Annotated in this window: 22 protein-coding genes, 1 tRNA gene and 1 pseudogene; 14 read left to right on the top strand and 10 right to left on the bottom strand. The window is 62.7% G+C overall.

Going from position 1 to position 22,451, the window contains the following annotated elements; all coding sequences use genetic code 11:
- Nucleotides 1–29: 29 nt before the first annotated feature.
- Nucleotides 30–203: a hypothetical protein gene (locus EK416_RS17730; RefSeq protein WP_164729931.1), complete on the bottom strand. Its 174-nt coding sequence runs from the start codon at nucleotides 201–203 to the stop codon at nucleotides 30–32.
- Nucleotides 204–307: 104 nt separating this feature from the next.
- Between EK416_RS17730 and EK416_RS08775 the strand changes: the two genes are divergently transcribed.
- The gene (locus tag EK416_RS08775) at nucleotides 308–526 is read left to right on the top strand and encodes a helix-turn-helix domain-containing protein (protein WP_127077120.1); all 219 of its coding nucleotides are present in this window, start codon (nucleotides 308–310) and stop codon (nucleotides 524–526) included.
- A 758-nt stretch (nucleotides 527–1,284) separates the two neighbouring features.
- On the top strand, nucleotides 1,285–1,581 hold the full coding sequence (locus EK416_RS08770; protein WP_181952132.1) for a PIN domain-containing protein: 297 nt from the start codon (nucleotides 1,285–1,287) through the stop codon (nucleotides 1,579–1,581).
- A 16-nt stretch (nucleotides 1,582–1,597) separates the two neighbouring features.
- Here EK416_RS08770 and EK416_RS08765 read toward each other — a convergent pair whose 3' ends face one another.
- The gene (locus EK416_RS08765) at nucleotides 1,598–1,894 is read right to left on the bottom strand and encodes a hypothetical protein (RefSeq protein ID WP_127077119.1); all 297 of its coding nucleotides are present in this window, start codon (nucleotides 1,892–1,894) and stop codon (nucleotides 1,598–1,600) included.
- On the bottom strand, nucleotides 1,891–2,523 hold the full coding sequence (locus tag EK416_RS08760; protein WP_164729930.1) for a ParA family protein: 633 nt from the start codon (nucleotides 2,521–2,523) through the stop codon (nucleotides 1,891–1,893). The genes EK416_RS08765 and EK416_RS08760 overlap by 4 nt, the downstream gene beginning before the upstream one ends.
- 276 nt (nucleotides 2,524–2,799) lie before the next feature.
- Here EK416_RS08760 and EK416_RS08755 point away from each other — a divergent pair, with 276 nt between their 5' ends.
- Nucleotides 2,800–3,069 (top strand): helix-turn-helix transcriptional regulator, encoded by a 270-nt coding sequence (locus tag EK416_RS08755; protein ID WP_127077117.1) that lies wholly within the window; start codon nucleotides 2,800–2,802, stop codon nucleotides 3,067–3,069.
- A 44-nt stretch (nucleotides 3,070–3,113) separates the two neighbouring features.
- Nucleotides 3,114–4,103, top strand: a pseudogene (locus EK416_RS18215) (tyrosine-type recombinase/integrase); the annotation flags it as partial.
- A 120-nt stretch (nucleotides 4,104–4,223) separates the two neighbouring features.
- On the opposite strand, the gene EK416_RS08745 reads toward EK416_RS18215, so the two are convergent.
- Together EK416_RS08745 and EK416_RS08740 are read right to left on the bottom strand one after the other, a co-directional pair.
- Nucleotides 4,224–4,298 (bottom strand) — tRNA-Glu (locus EK416_RS08745).
- A gap of 451 nt (nucleotides 4,299–4,749) precedes the next feature.
- Nucleotides 4,750–6,288 carry a peptide ligase PGM1-related protein gene (locus EK416_RS08740; RefSeq protein ID WP_127077116.1) on the bottom strand — a complete coding sequence of 513 codons (1,539 nt, stop codon included), beginning with the start codon at nucleotides 6,286–6,288 and terminating at the stop codon, nucleotides 4,750–4,752.
- Between the two features lie 128 nt (nucleotides 6,289–6,416).
- On the opposite strand from EK416_RS08740, the gene amaB reads away from it, so the two are divergent.
- On the top strand, nucleotides 6,417–7,970 hold the full coding sequence (amaB, locus tag EK416_RS08735) for an L-piperidine-6-carboxylate dehydrogenase (protein WP_127077115.1): 1,554 nt from the start codon (nucleotides 6,417–6,419) through the stop codon (nucleotides 7,968–7,970).
- Nucleotides 7,971–8,033: 63 nt separating this feature from the next.
- Here amaB and EK416_RS08730 read toward each other — a convergent pair whose 3' ends face one another.
- Together EK416_RS08730 and EK416_RS08725 are read right to left on the bottom strand one after the other, a co-directional pair.
- Nucleotides 8,034–8,384, bottom strand: coding sequence for a hypothetical protein (locus tag EK416_RS08730; RefSeq protein WP_127077114.1), 351 nt, complete (start codon nucleotides 8,382–8,384; stop codon nucleotides 8,034–8,036).
- A 93-nt stretch (nucleotides 8,385–8,477) separates the two neighbouring features.
- The gene (locus tag EK416_RS08725; RefSeq protein ID WP_127077113.1) at nucleotides 8,478–9,185 is read right to left on the bottom strand and encodes an arylesterase; all 708 of its coding nucleotides are present in this window, start codon (nucleotides 9,183–9,185) and stop codon (nucleotides 8,478–8,480) included.
- On the opposite strand from EK416_RS08725, the gene EK416_RS08720 reads away from it, so the two are divergent.
- The 3 genes from EK416_RS08720 (at nucleotide 9,186) to EK416_RS08710 (ending at nucleotide 13,389) form a co-directional block, all read left to right on the top strand.
- Nucleotides 9,186–9,929: an ABC transporter ATP-binding protein gene (locus EK416_RS08720; protein WP_127077240.1), complete on the top strand. Its 744-nt coding sequence runs from the start codon at nucleotides 9,186–9,188 to the stop codon at nucleotides 9,927–9,929. It abuts the gene before it with no gap.
- Nucleotides 9,926–12,487, top strand: a complete 2,562-nt coding sequence (locus EK416_RS08715; protein WP_127077112.1) for an ABC transporter permease — start codon at nucleotides 9,926–9,928, stop codon at nucleotides 12,485–12,487. Before EK416_RS08720 ends, EK416_RS08715 begins: the two co-directional genes overlap by 4 nt.
- A 128-nt stretch (nucleotides 12,488–12,615) precedes the next feature.
- Nucleotides 12,616–13,389, top strand: a complete 774-nt coding sequence (locus EK416_RS08710) for a Bax inhibitor-1/YccA family protein (RefSeq protein ID WP_127077111.1) — start codon at nucleotides 12,616–12,618, stop codon at nucleotides 13,387–13,389.
- A 723-nt stretch (nucleotides 13,390–14,112) separates the two neighbouring features.
- Here EK416_RS08710 and EK416_RS08705 read toward each other — a convergent pair.
- Nucleotides 14,113–14,904 (bottom strand): hypothetical protein, encoded by a 792-nt coding sequence (locus EK416_RS08705; protein ID WP_127077110.1) that lies wholly within the window; start codon nucleotides 14,902–14,904, stop codon nucleotides 14,113–14,115.
- 190 nt (nucleotides 14,905–15,094) lie between these two features.
- On the opposite strand from EK416_RS08705, the gene EK416_RS08700 reads away from it, so the two are divergent.
- Nucleotides 15,095–15,616: a sigma-70 family RNA polymerase sigma factor gene (locus EK416_RS08700; protein ID WP_210210990.1), complete on the top strand. Its 522-nt coding sequence runs from the start codon at nucleotides 15,095–15,097 to the stop codon at nucleotides 15,614–15,616.
- Between the two features lie 122 nt (nucleotides 15,617–15,738).
- Here the strand turns inward: EK416_RS08700 and EK416_RS08695 are convergent, their stop codons facing one another.
- Nucleotides 15,739–16,209 (bottom strand): MaoC family dehydratase, encoded by a 471-nt coding sequence (locus tag EK416_RS08695; protein ID WP_127077109.1) that lies wholly within the window; start codon nucleotides 16,207–16,209, stop codon nucleotides 15,739–15,741.
- A 155-nt stretch (nucleotides 16,210–16,364) separates the two neighbouring features.
- The gene (locus EK416_RS08690; protein WP_127077108.1) at nucleotides 16,365–17,318 is read right to left on the bottom strand and encodes an L-threonylcarbamoyladenylate synthase; all 954 of its coding nucleotides are present in this window, start codon (nucleotides 17,316–17,318) and stop codon (nucleotides 16,365–16,367) included.
- Between the two features lie 133 nt (nucleotides 17,319–17,451).
- On the opposite strand from EK416_RS08690, the gene EK416_RS08685 reads away from it, so the two are divergent.
- The 5 genes from EK416_RS08685 to EK416_RS08665 all read left to right on the top strand — a co-directional run bounded on the left by EK416_RS08685 (nucleotide 17,452) and on the right by EK416_RS08665 (nucleotide 22,206).
- Entirely contained in the window at nucleotides 17,452–19,242 is a 1,791-nt protein-coding gene (locus EK416_RS08685; protein WP_127077107.1) for an acyl-CoA dehydrogenase family protein, read from the top strand.
- Between the two features lie 4 nt (nucleotides 19,243–19,246).
- Entirely contained in the window at nucleotides 19,247–19,996 is a 750-nt protein-coding gene (locus tag EK416_RS08680; protein ID WP_127077106.1) for a crotonase/enoyl-CoA hydratase family protein, read from the top strand.
- Between the two features lie 88 nt (nucleotides 19,997–20,084).
- On the top strand, nucleotides 20,085–20,963 hold the full coding sequence (locus tag EK416_RS08675; RefSeq protein WP_127077105.1) for an SDR family oxidoreductase: 879 nt from the start codon (nucleotides 20,085–20,087) through the stop codon (nucleotides 20,961–20,963).
- 10 nt (nucleotides 20,964–20,973) lie between these two features.
- A complete protein-coding gene (locus EK416_RS08670) occupies nucleotides 20,974–21,909 on the top strand; it encodes a histone deacetylase family protein (RefSeq protein ID WP_127077104.1) in 936 nt (311 codons plus the stop codon).
- Between the two features lie 9 nt (nucleotides 21,910–21,918).
- The gene (locus EK416_RS08665) at nucleotides 21,919–22,206 is read left to right on the top strand and encodes an exodeoxyribonuclease VII small subunit (protein WP_127077103.1); all 288 of its coding nucleotides are present in this window, start codon (nucleotides 21,919–21,921) and stop codon (nucleotides 22,204–22,206) included.
- The last annotated feature ends 245 nt before the right edge of the window (nucleotides 22,207–22,451 follow it).

Here is a 22,451-nt window from a genome sequence, read left to right as displayed (position 1 = left end):
GGCGCTCAAGCGAGCCGTTACTTTTGCCTTCACAAGTCCGCCCCGCCGTCGAGGCATCTGATCTGGGTCCGCAGCCGTTCCATCAGGCTGGCGACCGCCTCAGCCCCTGACGGGTCCGCCCGCCGTATCGCAAGCCTTGCCTCGTCGAGATGCACGAGCGCCTGTTTGAGATGGCGCAGCGCGGCTGCGATTGACGTCTGCATGGCGGCCCCTCCAAGATAATCCACTAATAGCATATATTGCACATTATAAGCAACATGGTGGTGATGACGTTGTCTTTCCGCGTGGATTTCCCGATGAAGGGCGAATGGAGATTTCGCCTGCACAATGTCGCGCCGCGCGCGGCCTTCTTGACTGGACGCAAGGCGAACTTGCGCGACGGGTCGGCGTCGCGCTGCGCACCGTTCAGGATTTCGAGAATAGCCGACGGACGCCGCTCGCCATCGTGCGCAGCTCCATCAGGCAGGCTTTCGAACAGGCCGGGATCGAGTTCATCGACAACGAGGGGTTGCGGCTGAGGGGGTGAGGGCTGCGCCAGTCGCGGGAGGCAAAGCGCGCGTCGAGCACGAGGCTTTGCCAAGCTTGAGGGCGCCTTCGTTCGAGCCCATACGTGCCCATTTACCCACTCTGTGAGCCGGTTTATCGCGCCAGATACCTGCCCGAACGTCGCGAATTGCCGGACGTCATATTTTCATCTGCGGATGCTCAGTCGCCGACATGCAGACGCATGGCTTGCGCGTCAATTCTGCGTCGTTTGCGGCGTCCGCGTCGATCCGAAGGAGAGTAAGCGCGGCTGAAAGCGGCCCCTCCTAGTGGGCCCGCTTTCACACATCTTGCCATCACTTTTGGAGGGGGGATGAGCCTTATCGCGGCCACCCGTTTCGGGCGGAGAAAGGTGCTAGAACGCGTCTAGCATGTTGCTAGAACATACAGGCATTTCGTTCTAGCAACATGCTAGAAAATCGCTAGAACGGATCTATCACTTGGTCTAACTTCCTTCTAGCAACATGCTAGAAGGAATGGTATCCAAGGTGCTAGAACGAACACGGTGTGAGGTGATAGAAGGACGCGGCCGTTTGCGGATCGCAAATGATGCTGGAATGAGGTCGACCTGCGGGCCGGGATTTCTCTAAAAGGGGGATTGGTTCGGGCAAGCAAACTTGCGGATTCAGCTACTGGTTGCAGGTGGATTGCGCGGTCGGCCTCACCGAACAAGCAAGAGAAGAGGCGAAGCAAAGCCTGCCGCCACGGTAAGGCGTCTCCGGATAAAGCTTTGGAGCGGTCTTGCGGGCGTGGGTCGACGCGCAGGTGGTGCCGGGCTTTCGCGATCGCCTCATGCCGGTCGATGGGGCCGTCGCACAGCGCTGCGCCGCGCTGCATGTGCCAGATCCGCGCTCACAGCGCGACAGCCTGATTGCGGCGACCGCACTGGTGCATCGGTTGATCGTGGTCACGCGCAATGTCCACCACTTCGAGCCGATGGGCGTTCAATTGCTCAACCCTGGAGCGATGGATGACGCGGCGTCGTTAAGTGGCCCGCCAGGCAGCGCGGCTGCAGGAAGAAACGGTCGAGGGAAATAAGGTGGGCTCCGCCGCGTCAGCCGGACGCTTCTTCACCGGCATCGAGCGAGGCCCGGAAGCTCCGTTCGACCCATTCGACGAGGGACACGCCCTCTCGTTCGGCGGCCTTCATCACGGCTTCCTTGAGGTCGAGCTCAATCCGCACATTGAACTGCGACAGCGGCCCCTTCGGCTTGGCGTCGCCCGCGCGCCGGATGAGACGGCCGGTTGCTCTCAGCGGCGTTTGCGCAGGCCTTCTCGGTGTCCCGAAGCCCTTGGCCAGCGTGATCTGCATCGCGTCGCTCATCGTGCGGCCGCTTTCACCCTCGCTCATTCCCCGCCTCCCTCGGCCGAAGCCGCAAGTTCCTTGACCTCGCGCCAGAGCGCGGTCATTTCGGCTTGCGCCTTCGCATTCATTTCATGCCCGGCCTTGCCGTGGATCGGCGCTTCCATGAAGCAGCGGTCGAACGTGATTTTCGTCCTGAAAGCCGTCCCGAACGCAGATAGCGCGTCTTCGGTTTGCCGCGCGAGGTCGTCGAGGCTCTTGTGGTAGCCGACGAAGACGAAGCCGAACGGCTTTTTATGCTCGCGGCACAGATCGGACACCTGCTTTGCCGCCATCGCGTCGAAGAAACTCGTCCGCGTCGGGATCACGACGGCATCGGCGATTTTGATCGCCTCTTCGATGACGCCGAGGTCGTAGGGCGAGGTATCGATGAAGATCCAGTCAAAGATCGCCGCATAGCGCCTGACGTCGTCCGCGAGCGCGCCTTCACGGCGAATGAGATAGGGGGCCGCCGGCTCGCCGCGAAGCGCCCACCACTGGCTCAGGGATCCGAGGCTTTCGTCGAGATCGACGATCCCGACCTGGCGCGTTTCCTGGGCGGCAAGCACCGATAGCCCCGCCGCTAGCGAGCTTTTTCCGACCCCTCCCTTTGTCGATGTAATCGTGATCGTCGTCATGGGTCTTTCCGGATCGCCGCACCGCAGATCGCACTCTTGCATCTGCTAGCAGATTTGATGCCTCTTGACCAGCGCCGGGCTTGTTCAACGGCGGGGCTTAACGTTAAAGCTCGAATTGCAATCGGGGTTGCCGAGGTTCTTGCCCTCGGCCGAGGTCGTCACCCGAAAAAGTAGGTGCTAGACAAGAAAGTGCTTGGCGCGCCATGAGTGAACGCTATAATGCAGTTGATAGCAATACTATGCTAGCTATTAACGACGTATCACTCGGGGGCACCCATGTCTCGGATCGGCGATGTTGCATCACCACTGGCGCTTCGAGCCAGCCAGGCAGCGGCGAGGCTTGGCGTGAGCGAAAGCCAGCTTCGCCAATGGGTGAGCGAAGGCAAGGTGCACAGGCCATACCGTCTCCGCAAAAATGTGGTTCTCTTCGACGCGGCGACCCTCGCGACCGATTGGGACCGGATGAAGGAAGAGGCGGAAGGCTCGTTTACGTCGAACCCTGCGCCGGAAATCGAGCGCAATCCGTGGGATGAGGCGCTCGGATAAGGTGTCGGGAGCGGGAACAGGGCATATTTCGAGGTTAGATAATTATGGCCTTTGTGAAATTCAGATATATTACGCGGGATCGCGACCGACACGGCACCGTGCGCTTTTACTTTCGCCGCCCCGGAAAGCCGAAAATCCGACTTCGCGGGCTTCCCGGCTCGGAAGAGTTTCTGGCGGCGTACAAGGCTGCTCTCGGCGATCAAGGCCCCGCCTCCAAGGCCGAGAAGAGTTTCGAGTGGCTGTGCGAGCGCTACTATAAATCGGCTGCTTTCCAGTCGCTCGAGGACTACACCAAGCGACGCAAGCGCACGGCCCTCACCGAAATCTGCGCCATCGTTGGCGGCAACGGCCAGAAACTCGGGGACGCCCCCTTCGCCGCAATGAAGAGAGCGCATGTCCGCAAGCTTCGGGACATGAAGGCCGATCTGCCGGAGGCGGCGAATTTCCGCCTAAAGCAGCTCTCGGCCTTGTTCGCCTGGGCGCTGAAGAACGATCTCGTCGCGACCAACCCGGCTGAAAAAGTGGAAAAGCTGAGAAGCGGGTCGGACGGCTTTTACACCTGGACCGACGACGATGTGGACGCCTTCGAGGCGCATTGGCCCGTTGGCTCGAAGCCACGGCTCGCGATGGCGATCATGCTTTATCTCGGCGTGCGCCGCTCGGATGCCGTGCGGATTGGCAAGAAGCACGAGAGCAGGGACGGATTGTTTGTCACCTTCTCTCAGTTCAAGGGCCGGAAGAACGGCGCGAAAGTTCTGACGTTGCCGATCCTGCCGCCGCTTCGCGCCGTCCTCGATGCGAGCGCGCTTGGGGCTGAGACGTGGCTTGAAACGGCCTACGGAAAGCCGCACAGCGCGGCGGGCTTCGGTAATATCTTCCGCGAATGGAGCAGGAAGGCCGGGCTCCCGCAATGTTCGCCGCATGGGCTGAGGAAGATCGGTGCGGTGCGCGCGGCCGAAGCCGGCGCAAGCGAGCACGAGTTGATGGCGATGTTCGGCTGGGACGACGCCAATATGGCGCGGATCTACACCCGCAAGGCCGCGCAAAAGAAGCTCGCAGCAAGCGGCGCGGCAAAGCTCAGCCTGGAGAGCATTGTCCCACCCTTTGTCTCACTGGATAGAAAGGGCAACAAAAACAATAACTTGGAGAGGTGTTGGCGCCCCCTAGGGGAGTCGAACCCCTCTTTCAAGATTGAAAATCTTGCGTCCTAACCGATAGACGAAGGGGGCGCTCAGCGGCCTTGCGGCCGGTCCGGGATATAAAGCGGGTTTTGCACGGCTTGGCAAGGGCCAAGACGCATCGAAAAGCGATTCCATGCGGGCAAGAATGACGAGACCGTGCACCATTTTTCAAATTCGCATGTTGCTCAACCATTTTTCAAATCGGGCGCTTGATCTCATGCAGCAAGGTGCTTGCGACAATAATCCCGATCAACCTCGTCGTTGGGGCGCGCCGCCGTCGCCCTGCACACCGACGATTGTCTTGATTTCCGACATCACCAGCTCATACAGCGTGATTTCAATCGAAACGGCGTTCTCCGGTCTCAGGGTCATGTTCCGCAAGGCGGGCGATCGCATCGTCAACGGCACTGTGTCCCGCAAGCAGGCTCGCCGGCCTGTTCAAGCCAGACGAGTGCGCCAATTACTTCATTTCACGCGGCCAAAAGGAATGGAAACCGCCCTAAACGCCATCGTGCCGCGTGCCCTCTTCATCGAGGATCGCCACGCTTCGCATGTAGGACTGATAGGCTTTTTCCTGCGTGTCGCCGATGGCGAGCACGCCGAGCTTGCCGAACTCCGACAGCGCGCCGACGAGATGAAACACGACGCCTTCCTGCTTCGCGGCGTCGAAATGCAGCCCCTGTGTGGCGGCGATGTCGATGAGGTCGGTCGGCGTCAGCCCGCGGTAATGGTCCGCGTGAAGATTGTCCGACGCGTAGTAGAAGCACGGCTTGCCCGCCGCGCTGTAGAACAGGCCGGTTTCCGGCTCGTAGCGGCCGGCCGTGAGATATTGCAGCATGAGGAAAGGGTGCGTGGTGCCGCCCTTGCGGAGGTTGATCTCGATCGCGTAATGGCGCCACGGCTCATCCTCGTCGTCCTTCACCGACATGAAATCGATGGCGAAACGGCCGAGCGCGCCTTTTGACGCGAGCACCTCGCCCGCGCGGCGTCCGAGTTCCTGAATGTCGAGGCGATAGCTTTCATCTGCGGGGAATTTGCACCCCAGAAACACCTGCTCGTTCGCCCCGCCGAGCACCTGATCGTGCGTTGAGATGGTCTCGAGCGTGCCCACGGGATCGACACGGAACTGCGATGAGGGCGAACGCTTGATCTTGCCCTCGATGAATTCCTCCACGATGCCGCCCATAAGCTCGAACTTTTCCATGAAGGCGTCGAACGTCATTTCAGCCGATTCGAAGCCGATATGCGGGAGCCGGTCGCGCACCCAGTCGGAAAGGCCCGTTTCAGGCGCACCCTCGAAGCGAAACAGCGCATTGCCTTCGCCGGAAAACCCGTCGTTCAGCTTGACCACTGCGCGCCGCAGCGCCGGGTTGCGTTCCTTCAGCGCAACGAGCGCGTTCACGATGTCGTCCGCGTTCTTCAGGTCTTCGAAGCCCGCGGGCATGGCGATGCCCGCTTCGCGGAATATCTTGCGCGAGCCGCTCTTGGAGCCCCAGCAGGAAACGTCGGGATCCGAGCCGTAAATCGGCAGGTCGAGCTTCAGGGCAAGCTTCTTTTCGAGCGGCGTCACGGTGAAGAAGGTCACATGAGCCGCGTGCGGATCGGGGATCGCGGCCTTGATCCGCTCGATGAGGCGCGGGCGCGCAAGGATCTTGGCGGAGAGCGGCGCGTCGGAACTGTCGTAGCAGGAGAGAAGCACGAGCCTCTTTTTGGCGTGCTGGGCCGGGATGCCCGGCAGAAGATGGAGGTAATAGTCGATGATCGGCGTCGCGATGGGCGTGCTCGTAACGTAGATGACGCGCGTGCGGGGAAAACGGAGCAGCAGAAGCAGGCAAAGCAGCCGCTCTTCATAATGGTGAACGCCCGCGATGCGCGCCATCACTTCGCGGTCGAAGGTAATGCTTGGCACGATCACCACGGTTCGCGGCGTATTCGGGTCGGCGAAAATCTTCGCGTAGGTCTCGCGGAAGTGATCCTGCAAGACTTTCGACCTTGCCAGTTCGACCGGCTCGAAAGTTACGGCATTAGCCCCGCTCAAGCGCGTTTCCCGTGGTTCTTCCGCTCTTTACCGAGCGTTCCAATATTATAGTGAAAAGGTACCGACATTGCTTCCAGTCGACAAGCGAAGCGGATGCGGCACATTCCCTGCTCGTTAAGGAAAAATCGATGACTTCAGTTCCCGAGACCGGCTCCCTTCCCCGCGATGTCAGCGCGCTCCTCGGAGATTTAGGTGTTTCGAGCGCGGCTCACTCGAGCGGCGCGTTCGAGGCGAAGACGCCGATCACGGGCGAGGTCATCGGGCGCGTGCGGCTCGGCGGTGCGTCCGACATGAACGCGGCGGTCGATGCGGCGCACGCGGCGTTTCTCGTCTGGCGCAGCGTTCCGGCGCCCGTGCGTGGCGAACTCGTGCGGCTGTTCGGCGAGGAACTCCGCACCAACAAGCAAGCTCTCGGCCGCCTCGTGACCATCGAAACAGGCAAGATCGCGTCCGAGGGCCTCGGCGAAGTGCAGGAGATGATCGACATCTGCGATTTCGCGGTGGGCCTCTCGCGGCAGCTTTACGGCCTCACCATCGCGAGCGAGCGCGCGGACCATCGCATGATGGAGACGTGGCATCCGCTGGGCGTGGTCGGCATCATCTCGGCGTTCAACTTCCCGGTGGCGGTATGGGCCTGGAACGCGGCGCTCGCGCTCGTTTGCGGCAACGCGTGTGTGTGGAAGCCGTCGGAGAAGACGCCGCTGACGGCGCTTGCCACGCAAGCGCTGTTCGAGCGGGCGGCGGCGCGATACCGCAAGGCGGGCCACGTCGCGCCGGAAGGGCTTTCGGCTGTCGTTATCGGCGCACGCGAGGCTGGCGCAGCGCTTGTCGATAACCGCCTCGTGCCGCTCGTCTCCGCCACCGGCTCGACGGCAATGGGCCGCGCGGTCGGCCCGCGCCTTGCCTCGCGCTTCGCCCGCGCCATCCTCGAACTCGGCGGCAACAACGCGGCCATCGTCTGCCCGACCGCCGACATCGATCTGAGCCTTCGCGCGGTCGCCTTCGCCGCGATGGGTACGGCAGGGCAGCGCTGCACCTCGCTCAGGCGGCTGTTCGTGCATAATTCCGTCTATCACAAGCTCGTGCCGCGCCTGAAGCAGGCGTTCGTGAGCGTGAAGATCGGCAATCCGCTGGACGACGGCACGCTTGTCGGCCCGCTGATCGACGAGGCGGCCTACGCGGCGATGTACAAGGCGTTCGAGGAGGCGAAGGCGTCCGGCGGCAGCCTGTTCACCGGCGGCGAGCGCATCCGCGCGGGCGTGCCCGAGGGCGGCGTCTATGTCCAGCCCACGCTGATCGAGATGCCCGAGCAGGTCGGCCCCGTTCTCAAGGAAACCTTCGCGCCGATCCTCTACGTGATCCGCTATAACGACTTCGAGGAAGCCATTCGGCTTAACAATGAAGTGCCGCAGGGGCTTTCATCCTCGATCTTCACGAACGATCTGCGCGAGGCGGAACTGTTCCTCTCCGCGCGCGGCTCGGATTGCGGTATCGCGAATGTCAACATCGGCCCATCGGGCGCGGAGATCGGCGGCGCGTTCGGCGGCGAGAAGGAAACGGGCGGCGGTCGCGAAGCAGGCTCCGACTCGTGGAAGGCCTACATGCGCCGCACCACCAACACCATCAACTACGGCTCGACGCTTCCTCTCGCGCAGGGCGTGAAGTTCGAGGTTGGGCGGTAGCAGATAGCAGCCGACACGGGCGGGCAGAGGCACGCCCGCTTTCGCTCACGCCATTTCGCGCGCTCAGCTTCGCCAGTCGATATAGACGTTGCCGCGCGCATCGGCGCCGATGACGACATCGTCGAACTTGGCGAGGCGCAGCTTGCGGACTTCGCCCGTTGCGGTTCGTTCGGTCGTGACTTCCTCGATGAAGGGAAAATCCTTCAGGCTGCGCCAATCGACCTGTTCTTCGAGCGGGCCGCGCGGCGTGGAGATCGTCAGCGCGCCCGCCTCATCTTCGCTTGCGACGATGGAAACACTCGTCTCGTTGCGCGAGATGGTGATGGCCGCACCCTGCGTCTGGGGAGCCTCGCTGACATTGATGTGCGACGGCCAGACGCTCCGATGAAACGGGATGACTTCTCCTGCGCGCATGGTTCTATCCTCCGGGATTCGCTGGAGGACAGTCTTTCCCAGGAACCCTGCGCGGGGCTTTTTCCGTTATCGGCAATTCGATTAATAATTGAATCACTGGGTGCGGGACCGTTGCTCCTTCACCCGCGCGATCAGCTTTTCCACGTCCGGCAGAATGTTGCGCACGATGACCGCGACGCCGTCGGCTGTCGGATGCAGGCCGTCCGGCTGGTTGAGCGCGGGCACGGTTGCGACGCCCTTCAGGAAAAACGGATAGAGGATCGCGTGGTGTTTCTCCGCGAGGCGGGGCCACATCGCGCGGAAGCTCGCGGCGTAGTCCTCGCCCCAATTGCGCAAGGGCTCCATGCCGGCGGCCAGAAGCTCGATCCGCTTCTCTGAGAGCGCCTTCAGGATCGCATCGAGCGAAGCTTCCGTCTGCTTCAGATCGAGACCGCGCAGCATGTCGTTCGCGCCGAGTTCGACGATCGCCGCGTCGACGGGCTCGGACAGGCTCCAGTCGAGCCGCGCCGCGCCGTCCGCTGCCGTGTCGCCCGAGACGCCCGCATTCAGGACGCGCACGGGATATCCTTTCGCGCGGAGCGCCGCCTGCAACTGCGCCGGAAAAGACTTATCGGGTGGAAGCTGGAAGCCCGCCGTCAGGCTGTCGCCGAACGCGAGGATCACGATTTCCTTCTCCGGCTCGGAGGCATGCGCGGGCGGCATGACGAAAGCGGTTACAAAAATCGCGGCGAACGCAGTCGAAATTGCCGACAATCCTTTCCATATGAAGCGCGGCAACGAAGTCTCGAAACGGTGTCTCATTTGCAATTTCCCTCGGTTTCCGAAGCGCCGCACGCTGGCGCGCCTCGCCGGGCCGCTCCGGTCATTGATCTGAAAGGCGTCACGCTCACGCTGAAAAGCCGCGCGGGCGCAGTCGACATCCTGCGCGGCATCGATCTTTCCGTATCGGAAAGACAGTCCGTCGCGCTGGTCGGTCCGAGCGGTTCCGGCAAGTCGTCGCTGCTCATGGTGATGACCGGCCTCGAAGCCGCCACCTCGGGCCGCGTCATCGTCGCGGGCGAGGATTTCACGACCCTTGGCGAGGATGCGCTCGCCGCGATACGGGGCCGCTCGATCGGCATCGTGTTCCAGTCCTTCCACCTGATCCCGACCATGACGGCCATCGAGAATGTGGCTCTGCCGCTCGAATTTCTCAATCGCGCCGACGCGTTCGAACGCGCGGAGGCAGCGCTTTCCGAGGTTGGACTATCGGGCCGCTTTCATCACGTTCCGGGGCAGCTTTCCGGCGGCGAACAGCAGCGCGTTGCGCTGGCCCGGGCGCTCGTCGCGGAGCCGAGGATCCTGTTCGCGGACGAGCCGACCGGCAATCTCGACGGAGAAACGGGACGCCAGATCATGGACCTGATCTTTTCGCTGCATCGCCGCTTCGGCACGACGCTCGTGCTTGTGACGCACGACCCCGCGCTGGCGAAACGCTGCGAGCGTGTCGTCGCCATGCATGACGGGCGGATCGCGGCGTCGATCCAGGAGACGGCGTCGGCATGACGGTTGCCACCGAAACGGAAGCGCCGCGCACGCGGAGCCGTGCCCTGCCGCTCGCCCTTCGCCTTGCGCTGCGCGACCTTCGCGGCGGCGTGGCGGGCTTCTGGATCTTCCTCGTCTGCATCGCACTCGGCACGGGCGCCATCGGCGCGATCAACGGCCTTTCAGGCGCCATCCGCGATGCGCTGGCGCGCGACGCAACGCTGCTGCTCGGCGGCGACGTCGAGGCGACGCTCATCCATCGGCAGGCAAACGCCGACGAGCGCGCCTTCCTCGAAAGCGTCGGCCGCGTCAGCGAGGTCGCGACCATGCGCGCGATGGCGCGTCGCCCCGACGCGAACGCGCAGACGCTCGTCGATTTGAAAGCCGTGGACGGCGCATATCCGCTTTACGGCGCGGTGACGATGGAGGAAGGCAAGAACCTCGATGCCGTCCGGCGCGGCGGGCTCGCGGTGGATCGCACCATACTGGACCAGCTTGGCCTCAAGCTCGGCGACGAGATCACGCTCGGCAAGGCATCGTTCCCGGTCGTCGCGGTGCTCGGACAGGAGCCGGATCGTTTCGCGGCGGGGCCGGCCTTCGGCGCGCGCATCCTGATGTCGTCCGAAGCGCTCAGGGCGACGGGGATCGCCGAACCTGGCGCGCTCGTGCGCTGGGCGTATCGTATCAAGATTGAAGGCGGCGCGCCGCCCACGTTCAAAGCCGCGCTGTCCACGGCGTTTCCCGAGGCGGGCTTTCTCCTGCGCGACACATCGGACCCCACGCCCGGCATCCGCAACACGCTGGACCGGCTCGCCGAGTTCCTGACGCTCGTGGGGCTGACGGCGATGCTCACCGGCGGCATCGGCGTGGCGAACGCGGTTTCGGCCTTCGTCGAGCGGCGGCGGCGGACCATCGCAACGTTCAAGGCGCTCGGCGCATCGCAGCGGACGATCTTTCATGTCTTTCTCATCGAGATGGCGTTGTTTGCCGCGCTCGGTATCCTCATCGGCTTCGGAATCGCCCTCGCCGTGCCGTGGCTTGTCGCGGGGCTGGCGAGCGCCCTCCTGCCGGTGAGCCTTGAGCCGGGGTTCCAGCCTGAAGCGCTCGGGCTCGCGGCGCTGTTCGGTGCGCTGACGGCGCTGCCCTTCATCCTGTGGCCGCTCGGGCGCGCGCAACAGGTGCGGGCTGCCGAACTGTTCCGCAACGGCAGCGAGGACGCGGCATGGCTTCCGCCGCGCGCCTATCGCTACGCCTCGCTCGGCGCGGTGGCGCTGCTCGCCGCCTCAGGCATTCTTCTGTCGCAGAACCAGAAGATCGCCGCCGTTACGGCTGCCGCCCTGTTCGCGGTTTTCGTGTTGTTTTGGTTTATCGGCGCGGGTATACGCCGGTTTGCCGCGCGGCTTCCGAGGCCGAAGCGGCCTGAAGTGGCGCTCGCGCTCGCGAATATCGCGGGGCCGGCCAGTCTCGCGCGCACCATCGCGCTTTCGCTCGGCGCGGGGCTGACGCTGCTGACCGCCGTCTCGCTTGTCGATGCATCGCTCACGAACGAACTCAAGACGCGGCTGCCGGAGCACGCGCCGAGCTATTTCTTCATCGGCATCCCGAAGCAAAGCCTCGCCGCGTTCGAGGATCTGCTGGAGGAAAAGACGCCAGACGCGCGCATCGCCACAGCGCCGATGCTGCGAGGGCGGCTCGTTGCGCTGAAGGGGGTGCCGGTCGAGCAGATCAAGGCTCCATCGTCTGCCGAGTGGGTGCTGAACGGCGACCGCGGCATCACCTATTCTGACGCTGTGCCGTCGGGTTCGCAAATCACCGAAGGCGCCTGGTGGCCCGCCGACCATAATGGCGAGGCGCTCGTTTCCTTCGAGGCGGAGATCGGCAAGGCGCTCGGGCTTGCGATCGGCGACATGGTGACGGTCAACGTGCTCGGCCGCAACTTGCAGGCGAAGATCGCCAACTTCCGCAGTGTGAAGTGGGGTTCGATCGACATCAACTTCGTCATGATCTTCTCGCCGAACGCGCTCAAGGCCGCGCCGTTCACCTGGCTCGCGACGCTTTCATGGCCGGAAGGCAAAACGCCCGACGCCAAGGGCGAAGCCGAGGTGATGAAGGCCGTCGCGGGCGCTTATCCTTCAGTCTCCGCCGTCCGCGTGCGCGACGCCCTCGCCGCCTTCAACGGCGTATTCGAGAAAATCATGACGGCGGTGCGTGCCGCTGGCAGCATCACGCTCATCATGGGCGCGCTGGTGGTCGCGGGCGCTCTTCTCACGGCCCAACGGCGGCGGATCTACGAAGCGGTCGTGCTGCGCACGCTCGGGGCCAGTAAACGCCGCGTCATAACGGCGCATCTTCTTGAATACCTGATGCTTGCGGCCTGCCTTTCGGCGGTCGCAGCCGCGCTTGGGCTTTTGGCAGCGTGGGTTATCGTGAAATATGTCATGGGATTAACTTTTGTTGTGTCGCTATCGGCGCTATTGCAGCCATCGGCGATTGAAACCATATTCGTCACTGCGCTGGGTGCGTTGGGGACATTCAAAGTCCTTTCAGCGAAACCGGCGCAATATCTGCGTTCCGAGTGAACGTCTGGATGGCGACGACAGGGCAGGCCGCCTGACAATGAGGCCGTGCTCCAGGCCGTCCGGGGTGAAACCTGGAAGACCTTCTGCGCAGACCTTTTTAGAAAAGATGTCAGGGACCAAAGAGGACAATGGCAGACTACGACACGTCTCGAGCATATAACGTGAATGCTCGCGCGCGCACGGACGCCTTCGCGATTGACGAAGGTCTGCGCGCGTACATGATCCGCGTTTTCAATTACATGGGTATCGGACTGGTCGTGACGGGTGTCATGGCCTACGCGATCTACAGCCAGTCCGTGATTACCAACGATGCCGGCAAGATCGTCGGCTTGACTTCGCTCGGCACGGTCATCTTCAAAAGCTGGGTGAAGTGGCTCGTGATGTTTGCGCCGCTGATCGTGGTTTTCGCCTTCTCGGCGACGATCAACAGGATGAGCGCGGCAACCGCGCAAGCCGTGTTCTGGCTGTTCGCAGCGCTGATGGGGCTGTCGCTTTCGAGTATCTTCATCGCCTACACCGGTAACTCGATCGCACGCATCTTTTTCATCACTGCCGCGACCTTCGGCGCCGTGAGCTTCTGGGGCTACACGACGAAGCGCGACCTGACGAAGTTCGGCTCGTTCCTGTTCATGGGCCTGATCGGCATCGTTATCGCGAGCCTTGTGAACATCTTCGTGGGGTCGACTGCGGTTCAGTTCGCAATCTCGGTCCTCGCCGTGCTGATCTTCACGGGCCTTACCGCCTACGACACGCAGCAGCTGAAGGATAATTACTACGCTCAGGCGCAGTATGGAGAAGAGACGCTGGGCCGTGCCGCCATCCTTGGCGCGCTGAGCCTTTATCTCAACTTCATCAACATCTTCGTGGCGCTGCTGCAGCTCTTCGGCGACCGCCGCGAGTAGCTTTCTCCGCAAGTGCAGCAAAAGGCTCCGCGAGGGGCCGTCACACTGCTGACAAAGCTCCCGCCTCGGCGGGAGCTTTTTTGATTCAGCGGGTCATGCTGAAGAAGCCGGTTCCCTCAACAGCGCGTGCTCGCGATGGTGAGCATCGAGGGACTGGTGCAGATCGCGGGCTACCGCCATTACAAAGGCGATCCGGCGCGGTCATTACGATTGGCCGCAATGGCGGCGATACATGACGCCTCGCCGGTTTTTCCTGTCAGCCGCAGGAATTCAGAGACGCGATTGCGGAAATCCCTTTTGCGTCAAGATGCACGCTCAAAAAGAGGGCGTCCGCTCTTTTATTATTCGTTTTCAGGAGGAGTAGGCCTCCACTCATACGGCCCGTATTTATTCAAAATATCTTTGGCCAATGCTTGAAGGTGGGATCTCTCAATAGGAATTAAACGATTTCCGATAGCGGGATGATTTATAAGCAATCCAGGACCATCAGTTAGTTCGCACCAAATCGCAACTTCGTGCTCTGGAATTAAATCGTGGATTTTGTGTATCAAGGAATTTCTCCATCTCTTGCGGCTTCCGTCGATTCGAATCGCCCGCGTTGTTTGCAGTATATGCTGAATTTTAATAAAAATTGTGAGCGGCAACGCTGGTCGTGAAGAAACGCATCTGCCGGGTTATCGGTCGCCCGCTCACACAGACGCCGCGCGCGTTTCTCCCGATCGATCAGTGCTTGATCGTATGCGCCAGCGCTTCGTCGGGCTTGATCGCGATGAGCCGCTGCATGGCCTTGATCTTGCGGTCCGCGAAGAGGACATTCGGAATGTCGATCTCCTCCTTGCGCGCGCCGGTCGTGATCAGGAGCAGGTCCGCCGATCCAAGTCCGAGGATCTTGTGGCGGAAGAAGTCGTCGCTCCGCTGTTCGAACAGCATGCCGCGGGTGTCGAAGCTTTGCTCGCCACCGCCGATCACGCGCTCCGTGGTGAGCTGACCGGGACGGACGCGCCAGAACACGAGCTTGTCGAACATCAGGAAACGCGCCAGCCATATGGCGAGAAGCAGCGTCGAGAAAATGAAATAGAAGCCGAAATTCATGAAGACCGTGAGCTGCGGAATGAATGAGAAGATCCGGTCCCACCACCCAAGCCATCCCAACAGCACCGTGATGAACGCGCCCGACAATATGAATACCACGGAATAGATGCCGCGCAGCTTGACGTTCGTCAGCATCATGACTAGCGCAAGGATCACCATGAAGGTCAGGCCGAGCCCGGTGTTGGGGTGAATGTAGATCTCGGTGCCGTTTGCAAGCGCAACCTTTTCTCCTCCGAGATAGGTGGTCGCCGCTGCGATGTAACCGCTGAGCCAGATCGGCCACCAATAGAATATGGTCGACCGGCTGTAGATGCGAAGCTCAGGCAAAGCTTCAGGGTCCGGCAATTTCGTAGTGTCCAGCTCCCTAGGCGGCTGAACGTGTCCGCCATCGGCGTCTTTGCCCTCCAATATGACATCGGTCATGATTCACTCTCCCAGTAACGCCGGAGCGGATGCATTCTGCACCTTTAACTCGTTGTTCAGCTGTTTGTGAGTTGCAACACGACGCGATAGATGATCGTTCCGGTAGTACCGGTGACGGCAAAGCCGGTGCCTTACTTTCTTAACACTCGGCACCTATATCTGTTGAAGGTCGAAGAAACGCTTGTTCCCGATGCCCGAAAATCGCGACGCTACCGCAGAGACCATCGCAGCGATGAAGGCAGAGATCCCGCGCCTGCGCCGTTTTGCGCGCTACATGACGCGCGATGCCGACTATTCGGACGATCTTGTTCAGGAGTGTCTCGCCCGCGCCATCGCCAACATCGGTTCGTGGCAGCCGGGGACGAATTTGCGCGCCTGGCTCTTTGTCATTCTGAAAAACGCATTTCGAAACGACAAGCGGCGCGCTCAGCACGATATCGCCTATCGCAACGGGCTTGAGAGGGATACGCCGCTTTACTGCGCTCCCCAGCAGCATAACCTCCTCGTCCTGTCCGAAGTGCAAAACGCGGTTCTCCAACTCTCCGAGGATCATCGCGAGGTTCTGATGCTCATCGCCGTGGAAGGGCTGCGCTACGAGGAAGCGGCGTCGGTGCTGAATATCTCCGTCGGAACGGTGAAATCGCGATTGTCGCGCGCCCGGACGGCGTTACGCGCAGCGATCGACATTCCGGTGAGCGAGCACCAGGAATAGGGACTATCTTCGCCTTGTCGTGGATTGTGTCGGGGTCCGGTTCCGACAATCCGCATCCGTTTGCAGCACGCTTGCAGCCAAGATTCAGATGTCGTTCCGCCAACCCGCCGAGACTCAGCCTGTCATTTTCTGTCTTCCGGCGCGTGCCCTCGTTTGAAGGCCAGGTTTTTGGTCGTCAGAACCTGTACGGCTTCGCCTTTCTGATTTGTCGTCTCCATGCGAAAGGTGATTATGGCCTGGTTCGGCTTCGAGGCCGAGGGCGTGATGTCGATTACCTCGCAGGCAACGGACAGTTCATCCCCGGGGCGGACCGGCCTCGTCCAGGAAACCTCCGCGCCGAAGCCGACCCAGCCGCCCGCCATCGTGGGGCCGTGCTCCACGAGCAGGCGCATGGTGAGCCCCAGCGTATGCCATCCGCTGGCGGCAAGCCCTTTGAAAATGGTGTGCTTCGCCGCTTCCGGGTCCGTATGAAAGGGCTGCGGATCGAATTCCTTCGCGAAGGCGATGATCGCCTCCTCGCTCACCCGGATCGGCCCGGCGGCGAACCGCCTTCCGATGTGAAAGTCTTCCAGATAAAGCAGAGTCTCTGCCATCGATATTTCCTCCCGCCCCTCGTCAGCTCAGGAAAATAAGCCGCCGTTTCGCGCACGACAATTGGCGGGATGGATGACGCGCCCGCCTGTGTCCAAAGCGCGGAACCGGGGCGCCGACGGACCGGGACTGGCCGCGCCGATGAGAGGCGGCCGGTTCAGCCACCCGCGCCCTTGGGCGCTGCGGCGCGCCGGAGACGGTCGTTGATCGCCTCTCCGAGCCCGGTTTCGGGGATCGGCATGACGGCGATGCGGCCGGGATTTGCCGCGTCGAGCGCGCGAAGGCACGCGAAGAGGTTCGCCGCCGCTTCGCGAAGGTCGCCCGCGCGGCTGAGATTGAGCGCGCCCTCCGGCGCGGTGGGGCCGAACGCCAGCAGTGCTTCGCCCGGTCGCGCTTCAGCCGCGTTGAGGCGCACGCTCGCATTCGGCGCGTAGTGGCTTGCGAGTTGCCCCGGCGCGGTGACGCCGTCTCCTTCGTGCCGGTCCGCGAGCGGCGCGCCGAGCGCGGCCTCGACATCCTCCCGTGCGACGGCACCGGGGCGCAGCAAGGTCGGGCGCGGCTGAAGCGCGACAATGGTCGATTCGAGCCCGGCGTCCGCCGCGCCGCCGTCGAGTATCATGTCGACCCGCCCGTCGAGGTCTTCGGCGACATGAGCCGCGCGCGTGGGGCTGATGCGCCCGGAAATATTGGCGCTCGGCGCGGCGACCGGTACGCCCGCTGCTTCGAGAAGTGCGCGCGCCACCCGATGGCGCGGCACGCGGATCGCCACTGTGTCGAGGCCGGCTGTCACGAGATCGCTCAAACGATGCTCCGCATCGCGCTTCAACGGCAGCACAAGGGTCAGCGGCCCCGGCCAGAACCGCGCCGCCAGCGAGGCCGCCTCGGCATCGAACACCGCGAAGCGCCGCGCCGCATCCGCGTCCGGGACGTGCACGATCAGCGGATTGAAACGCGGGCGCCCCTTCGCCTCGAAGATGCGCGCGACCGCCACGCCGTTCGTTGCATCCGCGCCGAGGCCGTAAACCGTCTCGGTCGGGAAGGCGACGAGCCCGCCTGAGCGCAGGATCCGCGCGGCCTTTTCGATCGCCGTTCTGTCGGCGTTCTCGATCATCAGTGTTACCTTCTTCGGGAGCAAATCTGTTTAATGAGAGTGCTTTTCCGATTAAGGTATTCATCTTGCACCCCATGGAAAACAGCAAAAACGAATGGGCGTGCGGACCCCGACTTTCCAGCCTGGAGGCTCCATGACCTATCGCGTCCCCGTCGCGGACATCGCGTTCACGCTCGACCACATCGCCGGGTTTTCCCGGCTGATCGATGATGCGCTTTATGAAGACCTCGACTGGGACACGGCGCGAGCCATCCTCGAAGAAGCGGCGCGGTTCGCGAACGAGGAGCTGGCGCCGATCAACCGCGCGGGCGACACACAGGGCGCGCGGCTCGTGGATGGCCGGGTGGTGATGCCCGAAGGCTTCGCGGACGCCTACGCGAAGTGGGTGGAGGCCGGCTGGGGCAGCTTCACCGCGCCGAAAGAGCATGGAGGCCAGGGACTTCCCGTCTCACTCGGCATGGCGGTCGCGGAGATGTGGCACGGCGCCAACATGGCGTTCGGCCTCAATCCGCTGCTCACGCAGGCGGGCGTTCACGCGCTCATTGCGCACGGCGCGCCCGCGCTTCAGACGCAATACCTGCCGAAGCTCATCTCTGGCGAATGGACCGGTTCCATGCAGCTTACGGAGCCGCAGGCGGGATCCGACCTGCGCTTTCTGAAGACACGCGCCGTGCCGGCAGGCGACGGCACCTACAAGCTCACCGGCACGAAGATCTTCATCACCTACGGCGAGCATCCGATGACGGATAATATCATTCATCTCGTGCTCGCGCGCCTGCCGGACGCGCCTTTCGGCACCAAGGGCATTTCGCTTTTCGTCGTGCCGAAATTCATTCCGAACGCGGACGGGTCGCCCGGCGAGCGCAACGATGTCGTCGCCGCGAAACTCGAACACAAGCTCGGCATTCACGGCAGCCCCACCTGCGTCATGAACTTCGGCGACCGGGGCGGCGCCACTGGCTGGCTCGTCGGCGAGCCGAATGGCGGCCTGAAGGCCATGTTCACCATGATGAACGAGGCGCGGCTCGGTGTCGGCATCCAGGGCGTCGGCATCGGCGAGCGCGCGTTCCAGCAGGCGCTCGATTATGCGCGCGACCGCAGGCAGGGCGCTGCCGAGGGCGGCGCGGCGGATCAGTCCGTCGCCATCATCGATCATCCCGATGTTGCGCGCATGCTGCTCAACATGAAGGCGAAAACCTCCGCAGCCCGCGCCATCGCCTACACGACCTCGGTCGCCATCGACATCAGCCACGGCGCGGCGGACGCGACCGCCAGGAAACGTGCGGCTAACGAAGCCGCGCTGCTGACCCCCATTGCGAAAGCGGTCTCTACGGATTTCGGCGTCGAAACGGCATCCGAAGGCATTCAGGTCCATGGCGGCATGGGCTTCATCGAGGAGACGGGCGCGGCGCAGCACTATCGCGACGCCCGCATCGCGCCGATCTACGAAGGCACGAACGGCATTCAGGCCATCGACCTCGTCACGCGCAAACTCCCGCTCGCGGGCGGCGAAACCTTCCGCGACTTCCTCTCGGGGCTCAAAGAGACGGCACGCGGGGTTGCCGCCTCGAACGAGAGCGCGCTCGGCCACACAGGCGAATGTCTTTGGGAGAGCCTTTCCGCGCTCGAAGAAACAGGCGCATGGCTTTCGCGCCAACTCGCAGAGAACCGCGCCGCCGCGCTCGCGGGCGCGACGTCGTTCCAGCGCCTGTTCGGCTTCGCGGCGGGCGGTGCACTGCTCGCCAAAGGCGCGCTGGCGGCGACACGCGGCGCCGAAAGCCACGGACGCAACGCCGAGGCCGTCGTCCTCGAAGCGCGGCACTTCGCCGAAAGTCTGATGGGCGAAACAGGTGGATTGAAACATGCTGTCATCCACGCACATGAAACGGTAGCGCGCGGCGGCGCAGTGCTTGGGGAGCGCTAGGCCGATGTCAGAGCATGTGACTGTCGCACGCGACGGCCCGGTCCAGATCGTTCGCTTCAATCGCCCGGAAAAGAAGAACGCGCTCACGTCGGCGATGTATGCCGCGCTCGGCGATGCTCTCAAATCGGCGCGGGAAGACGCCGATGTCGGCGCGACGCTCCTGCTCGGCCACCCGGGCATCTTCTGTGCCGGCAATGACATGGCCGACTTCCTCGCCGCGAGTCAGGGCGGAGGCATGCTCGCGGCCTACGCGCTGATCGAGGCGCTCGCGGAACACGACAAGCCGCTGCTCGCGGCCGTCGACGGCCCGGCCATCGGTATCGGCACGACATTGATGTTCCATTGCGATCTCGTTTTCGCGAGCGCGCGCGCGACGTTCCACACACCGTTCACCGACCTCGGGCTTCTGCCGGAGGCCGGATCGAGCCTGCTCGGTCCGCACACCATGGGACACGCACGCGCTTTCGAACTCCTCGTTGCGGGCGTGCCGTTCAGCGCGGAGCGGGCCAGGGAAGCGGGCCTCGTCAATCATGTCGTCGCAGCGGAAGAACTCGAAGCCGCCGCGCGCGCATCCGCCGAGGCAATCGCCCGGAAGCCCCGCGAAGCCGTGCGTATCGCGAAACGGCTGCTTCGCGGCGACCCCGCGCCGCTCAAGACACGCATGCGGGAGGAAGGCGCACTTTTTCTGGAGCGCGTGAGATCGGATGAGGCGAGGGAGGCGTTCCTGGCGTTTTTGCAGAAGAGCGCGCGGTGAATGAAGCATTCGCCCGCCCGTTGCAAAGAGCGCGGCAGGTGGTGAAATATCCATCATGATACAAGAACGATAAACACAGGCACACGTCATGGGAACGCTCACGAAGAAAACCCTCTTCATCACCGGCGGCAGCCGCGGCATCGGGCTCGCGATTGCGCTTCGCGCTGCGAAGGACGGCGCGAATATCGTCATCGCAGCCAAGACCTCCGATCCGCATCCGAAGCTCCCCGGCACGATCTTCACCGCCGCCGCCGAGATCGAGCATGCGGGCGGCAAGGCCCTGCCGATCCAGTGCGATATCCGGCATGAAGATCAGGTGCAGGCCGCCATCGATCAGGCCGCCAAGCACTTCGGCGGCATCGACGTCGTCATCAACAACGCGAGCGCCATCAGCCTGACGCCGACCGAGCAGACGGACATGAAGCGCTACGACCTCATGCACCAGATCAACGGGCGCGGGACGTTTCTCGTCTCGAAGACCGCGATTCCCTATCTGAAAAAGGCAGAGAACCCGCACATTCTCATGCTATCGCCGCCGCTCGACCTGAACCCGCGCTGGTTCGGCGGGCATGTGGCTTACACTGTCGCCAAATACAACATGAGCCTTTACGTGCTGGGACTTGCCGAGGAACTGAAGCGCGAGGGGATCGCTGTCAACGCGCTGTGGCCCAGAACAACCATCGCCACCGCCGCCGTAGCCAATCTCCTCGGCGGGGACAGGCTAATCCGCGCGAGCCGCAAGGCAGACATCCTTGCCGACGCCGCGTGTCTCATCCTGACGAAGCCGTCGCGCGAGTTCACCGGAAATTTCTGCATCGATGACACTCTGCTGTGGGAGAACGGCAAGCGAGAATTCGATCATTATCGCATCGACCCGAGCGAAGACCTTGCGCCGGACTTCTTTATACCCGAAGACAGCGTGCCGCCTGTCTCGCTGAAGGCGCTAGTCGGCAAGAACCCCGGTTGACCCGAAGGCCATGTCCACTCTTCTCGTCACGCATAGCTCTTTCCTCCAACACGACACGGGGGAGTGGCACCCGGAGCGAGCCGATCGCATCCGTTCCATCGAGCGGGCGCTTTCGCACCCCTCGTTTCAGGATCTGTTGACGGTCGAAGCTCCGCTTGCCACGCCCGAGCAGATCGTGCGCTGCCACCCGCGCGCGTATTTCGACTTCCTCGAAACGCACCAGCCGAAGACGGAACTCGTGCCGCTCGACGACGGCGACACGATGCTTTCGCCGGGAAGCTGGGAGGCTGCGCTTCGCTCGGCGGGGGCGGCTGTTTATGCCGTGGATGAGGTGATGCAGAAGCGCGCCACGAACGCATTCTGTCTCGCGCGGCCGCCCGGTCATCACGCCGAGATCGCGAAGGCCATGGGCTTCTGCCTTTTCAATAACGCGGCTGTGGCGGCCTTCCACGCGAAGGCCGTGCACGGCGCGGAACGCGTCGCGGTGGTCGACTTCGACGTTCATCATGGCAACGGCACACAGGCGATCTTTTGGAAACACGCCGACATGTTCTATGCCTCGACGCATCAGATGCCGCTGTTTCCCGGTACGGGCGGCATCACCGAGCGCGGGGAAGCGGAAAACATCTGCAATGCGCCGCTTCGCGCCGGTGACGGAAGCGACGAATTCCGCGAAGCGTTCGAGTCCGTCGTGTTGCCTTCGTTGAGCCGGTTCTCTCCCGACCTCGTCATCATTTCGGCGGGTTTCGATGCCCATCGCTCCGATCCCCTGGGAAACCTGAACCTTACCGAAGCCGATTACGCCTGGGTGACACGTAAACTTGTGGACGTGGCGCGGGAACGGTGCGGCGGACGGGTCGTTTCGGTTCTCGAAGGGGGATACGATCTTTCCGCGCTCGGCCAATCTGCCGCGGCGCATGTCAAGATACTGCTGGAATCGTTTTGAGGAATGGCAATGCCAGGTGAACCGGCTTCGGCTCAGACGGAAGCAACCCGCCCCGCCTTTGCAGACATCAAGGCCATGAGCTTCGAGGCTGCCTTGAAGGAACTCGAACAGATCGTGACCCGTCTTGAGCGGGGCGATGTGGAACTGGAGCAATCGATCGACATCTATGAACGCGGCGAGGCGCTGCGCGCGCATTGCGACCAGCTCCTGAGGCGCGCCGAGATGAAGGTGGAGCGCATCACGCTTGGCGCCCAGGGGCAGCCGACGGGTACCGCGCCTTTGGATTCCGAGGTTTAATGCCGCAGAGGCATCATGCTGGCATGAAAACAGCTTTTCGTTATGCATCGTGGCGGCCGGTAAATTTTTCGCATGAGTGACGCGATTTTAAACAAAAAAGCAAAATACGTCCCGGCATATTGAATGCGCAATTCTGTTGCCGTGTTGCATCGGAGCAATTATGACGCCAGCTTCCATAATTGCGACGAAAAATTGCGTGGCTTTGTGGCCCAAACGGCATACGTTACCGGGCCAAGGACTCTGAA

The organism is Rhodomicrobium lacus (genome assembly GCF_003992725.1).
GTDB lineage: Bacteria > Pseudomonadota > Alphaproteobacteria > Rhizobiales > Rhodomicrobiaceae > Rhodomicrobium > Rhodomicrobium lacus.
This window is presented reverse-complemented; position numbering and strand designations above follow the sequence as displayed.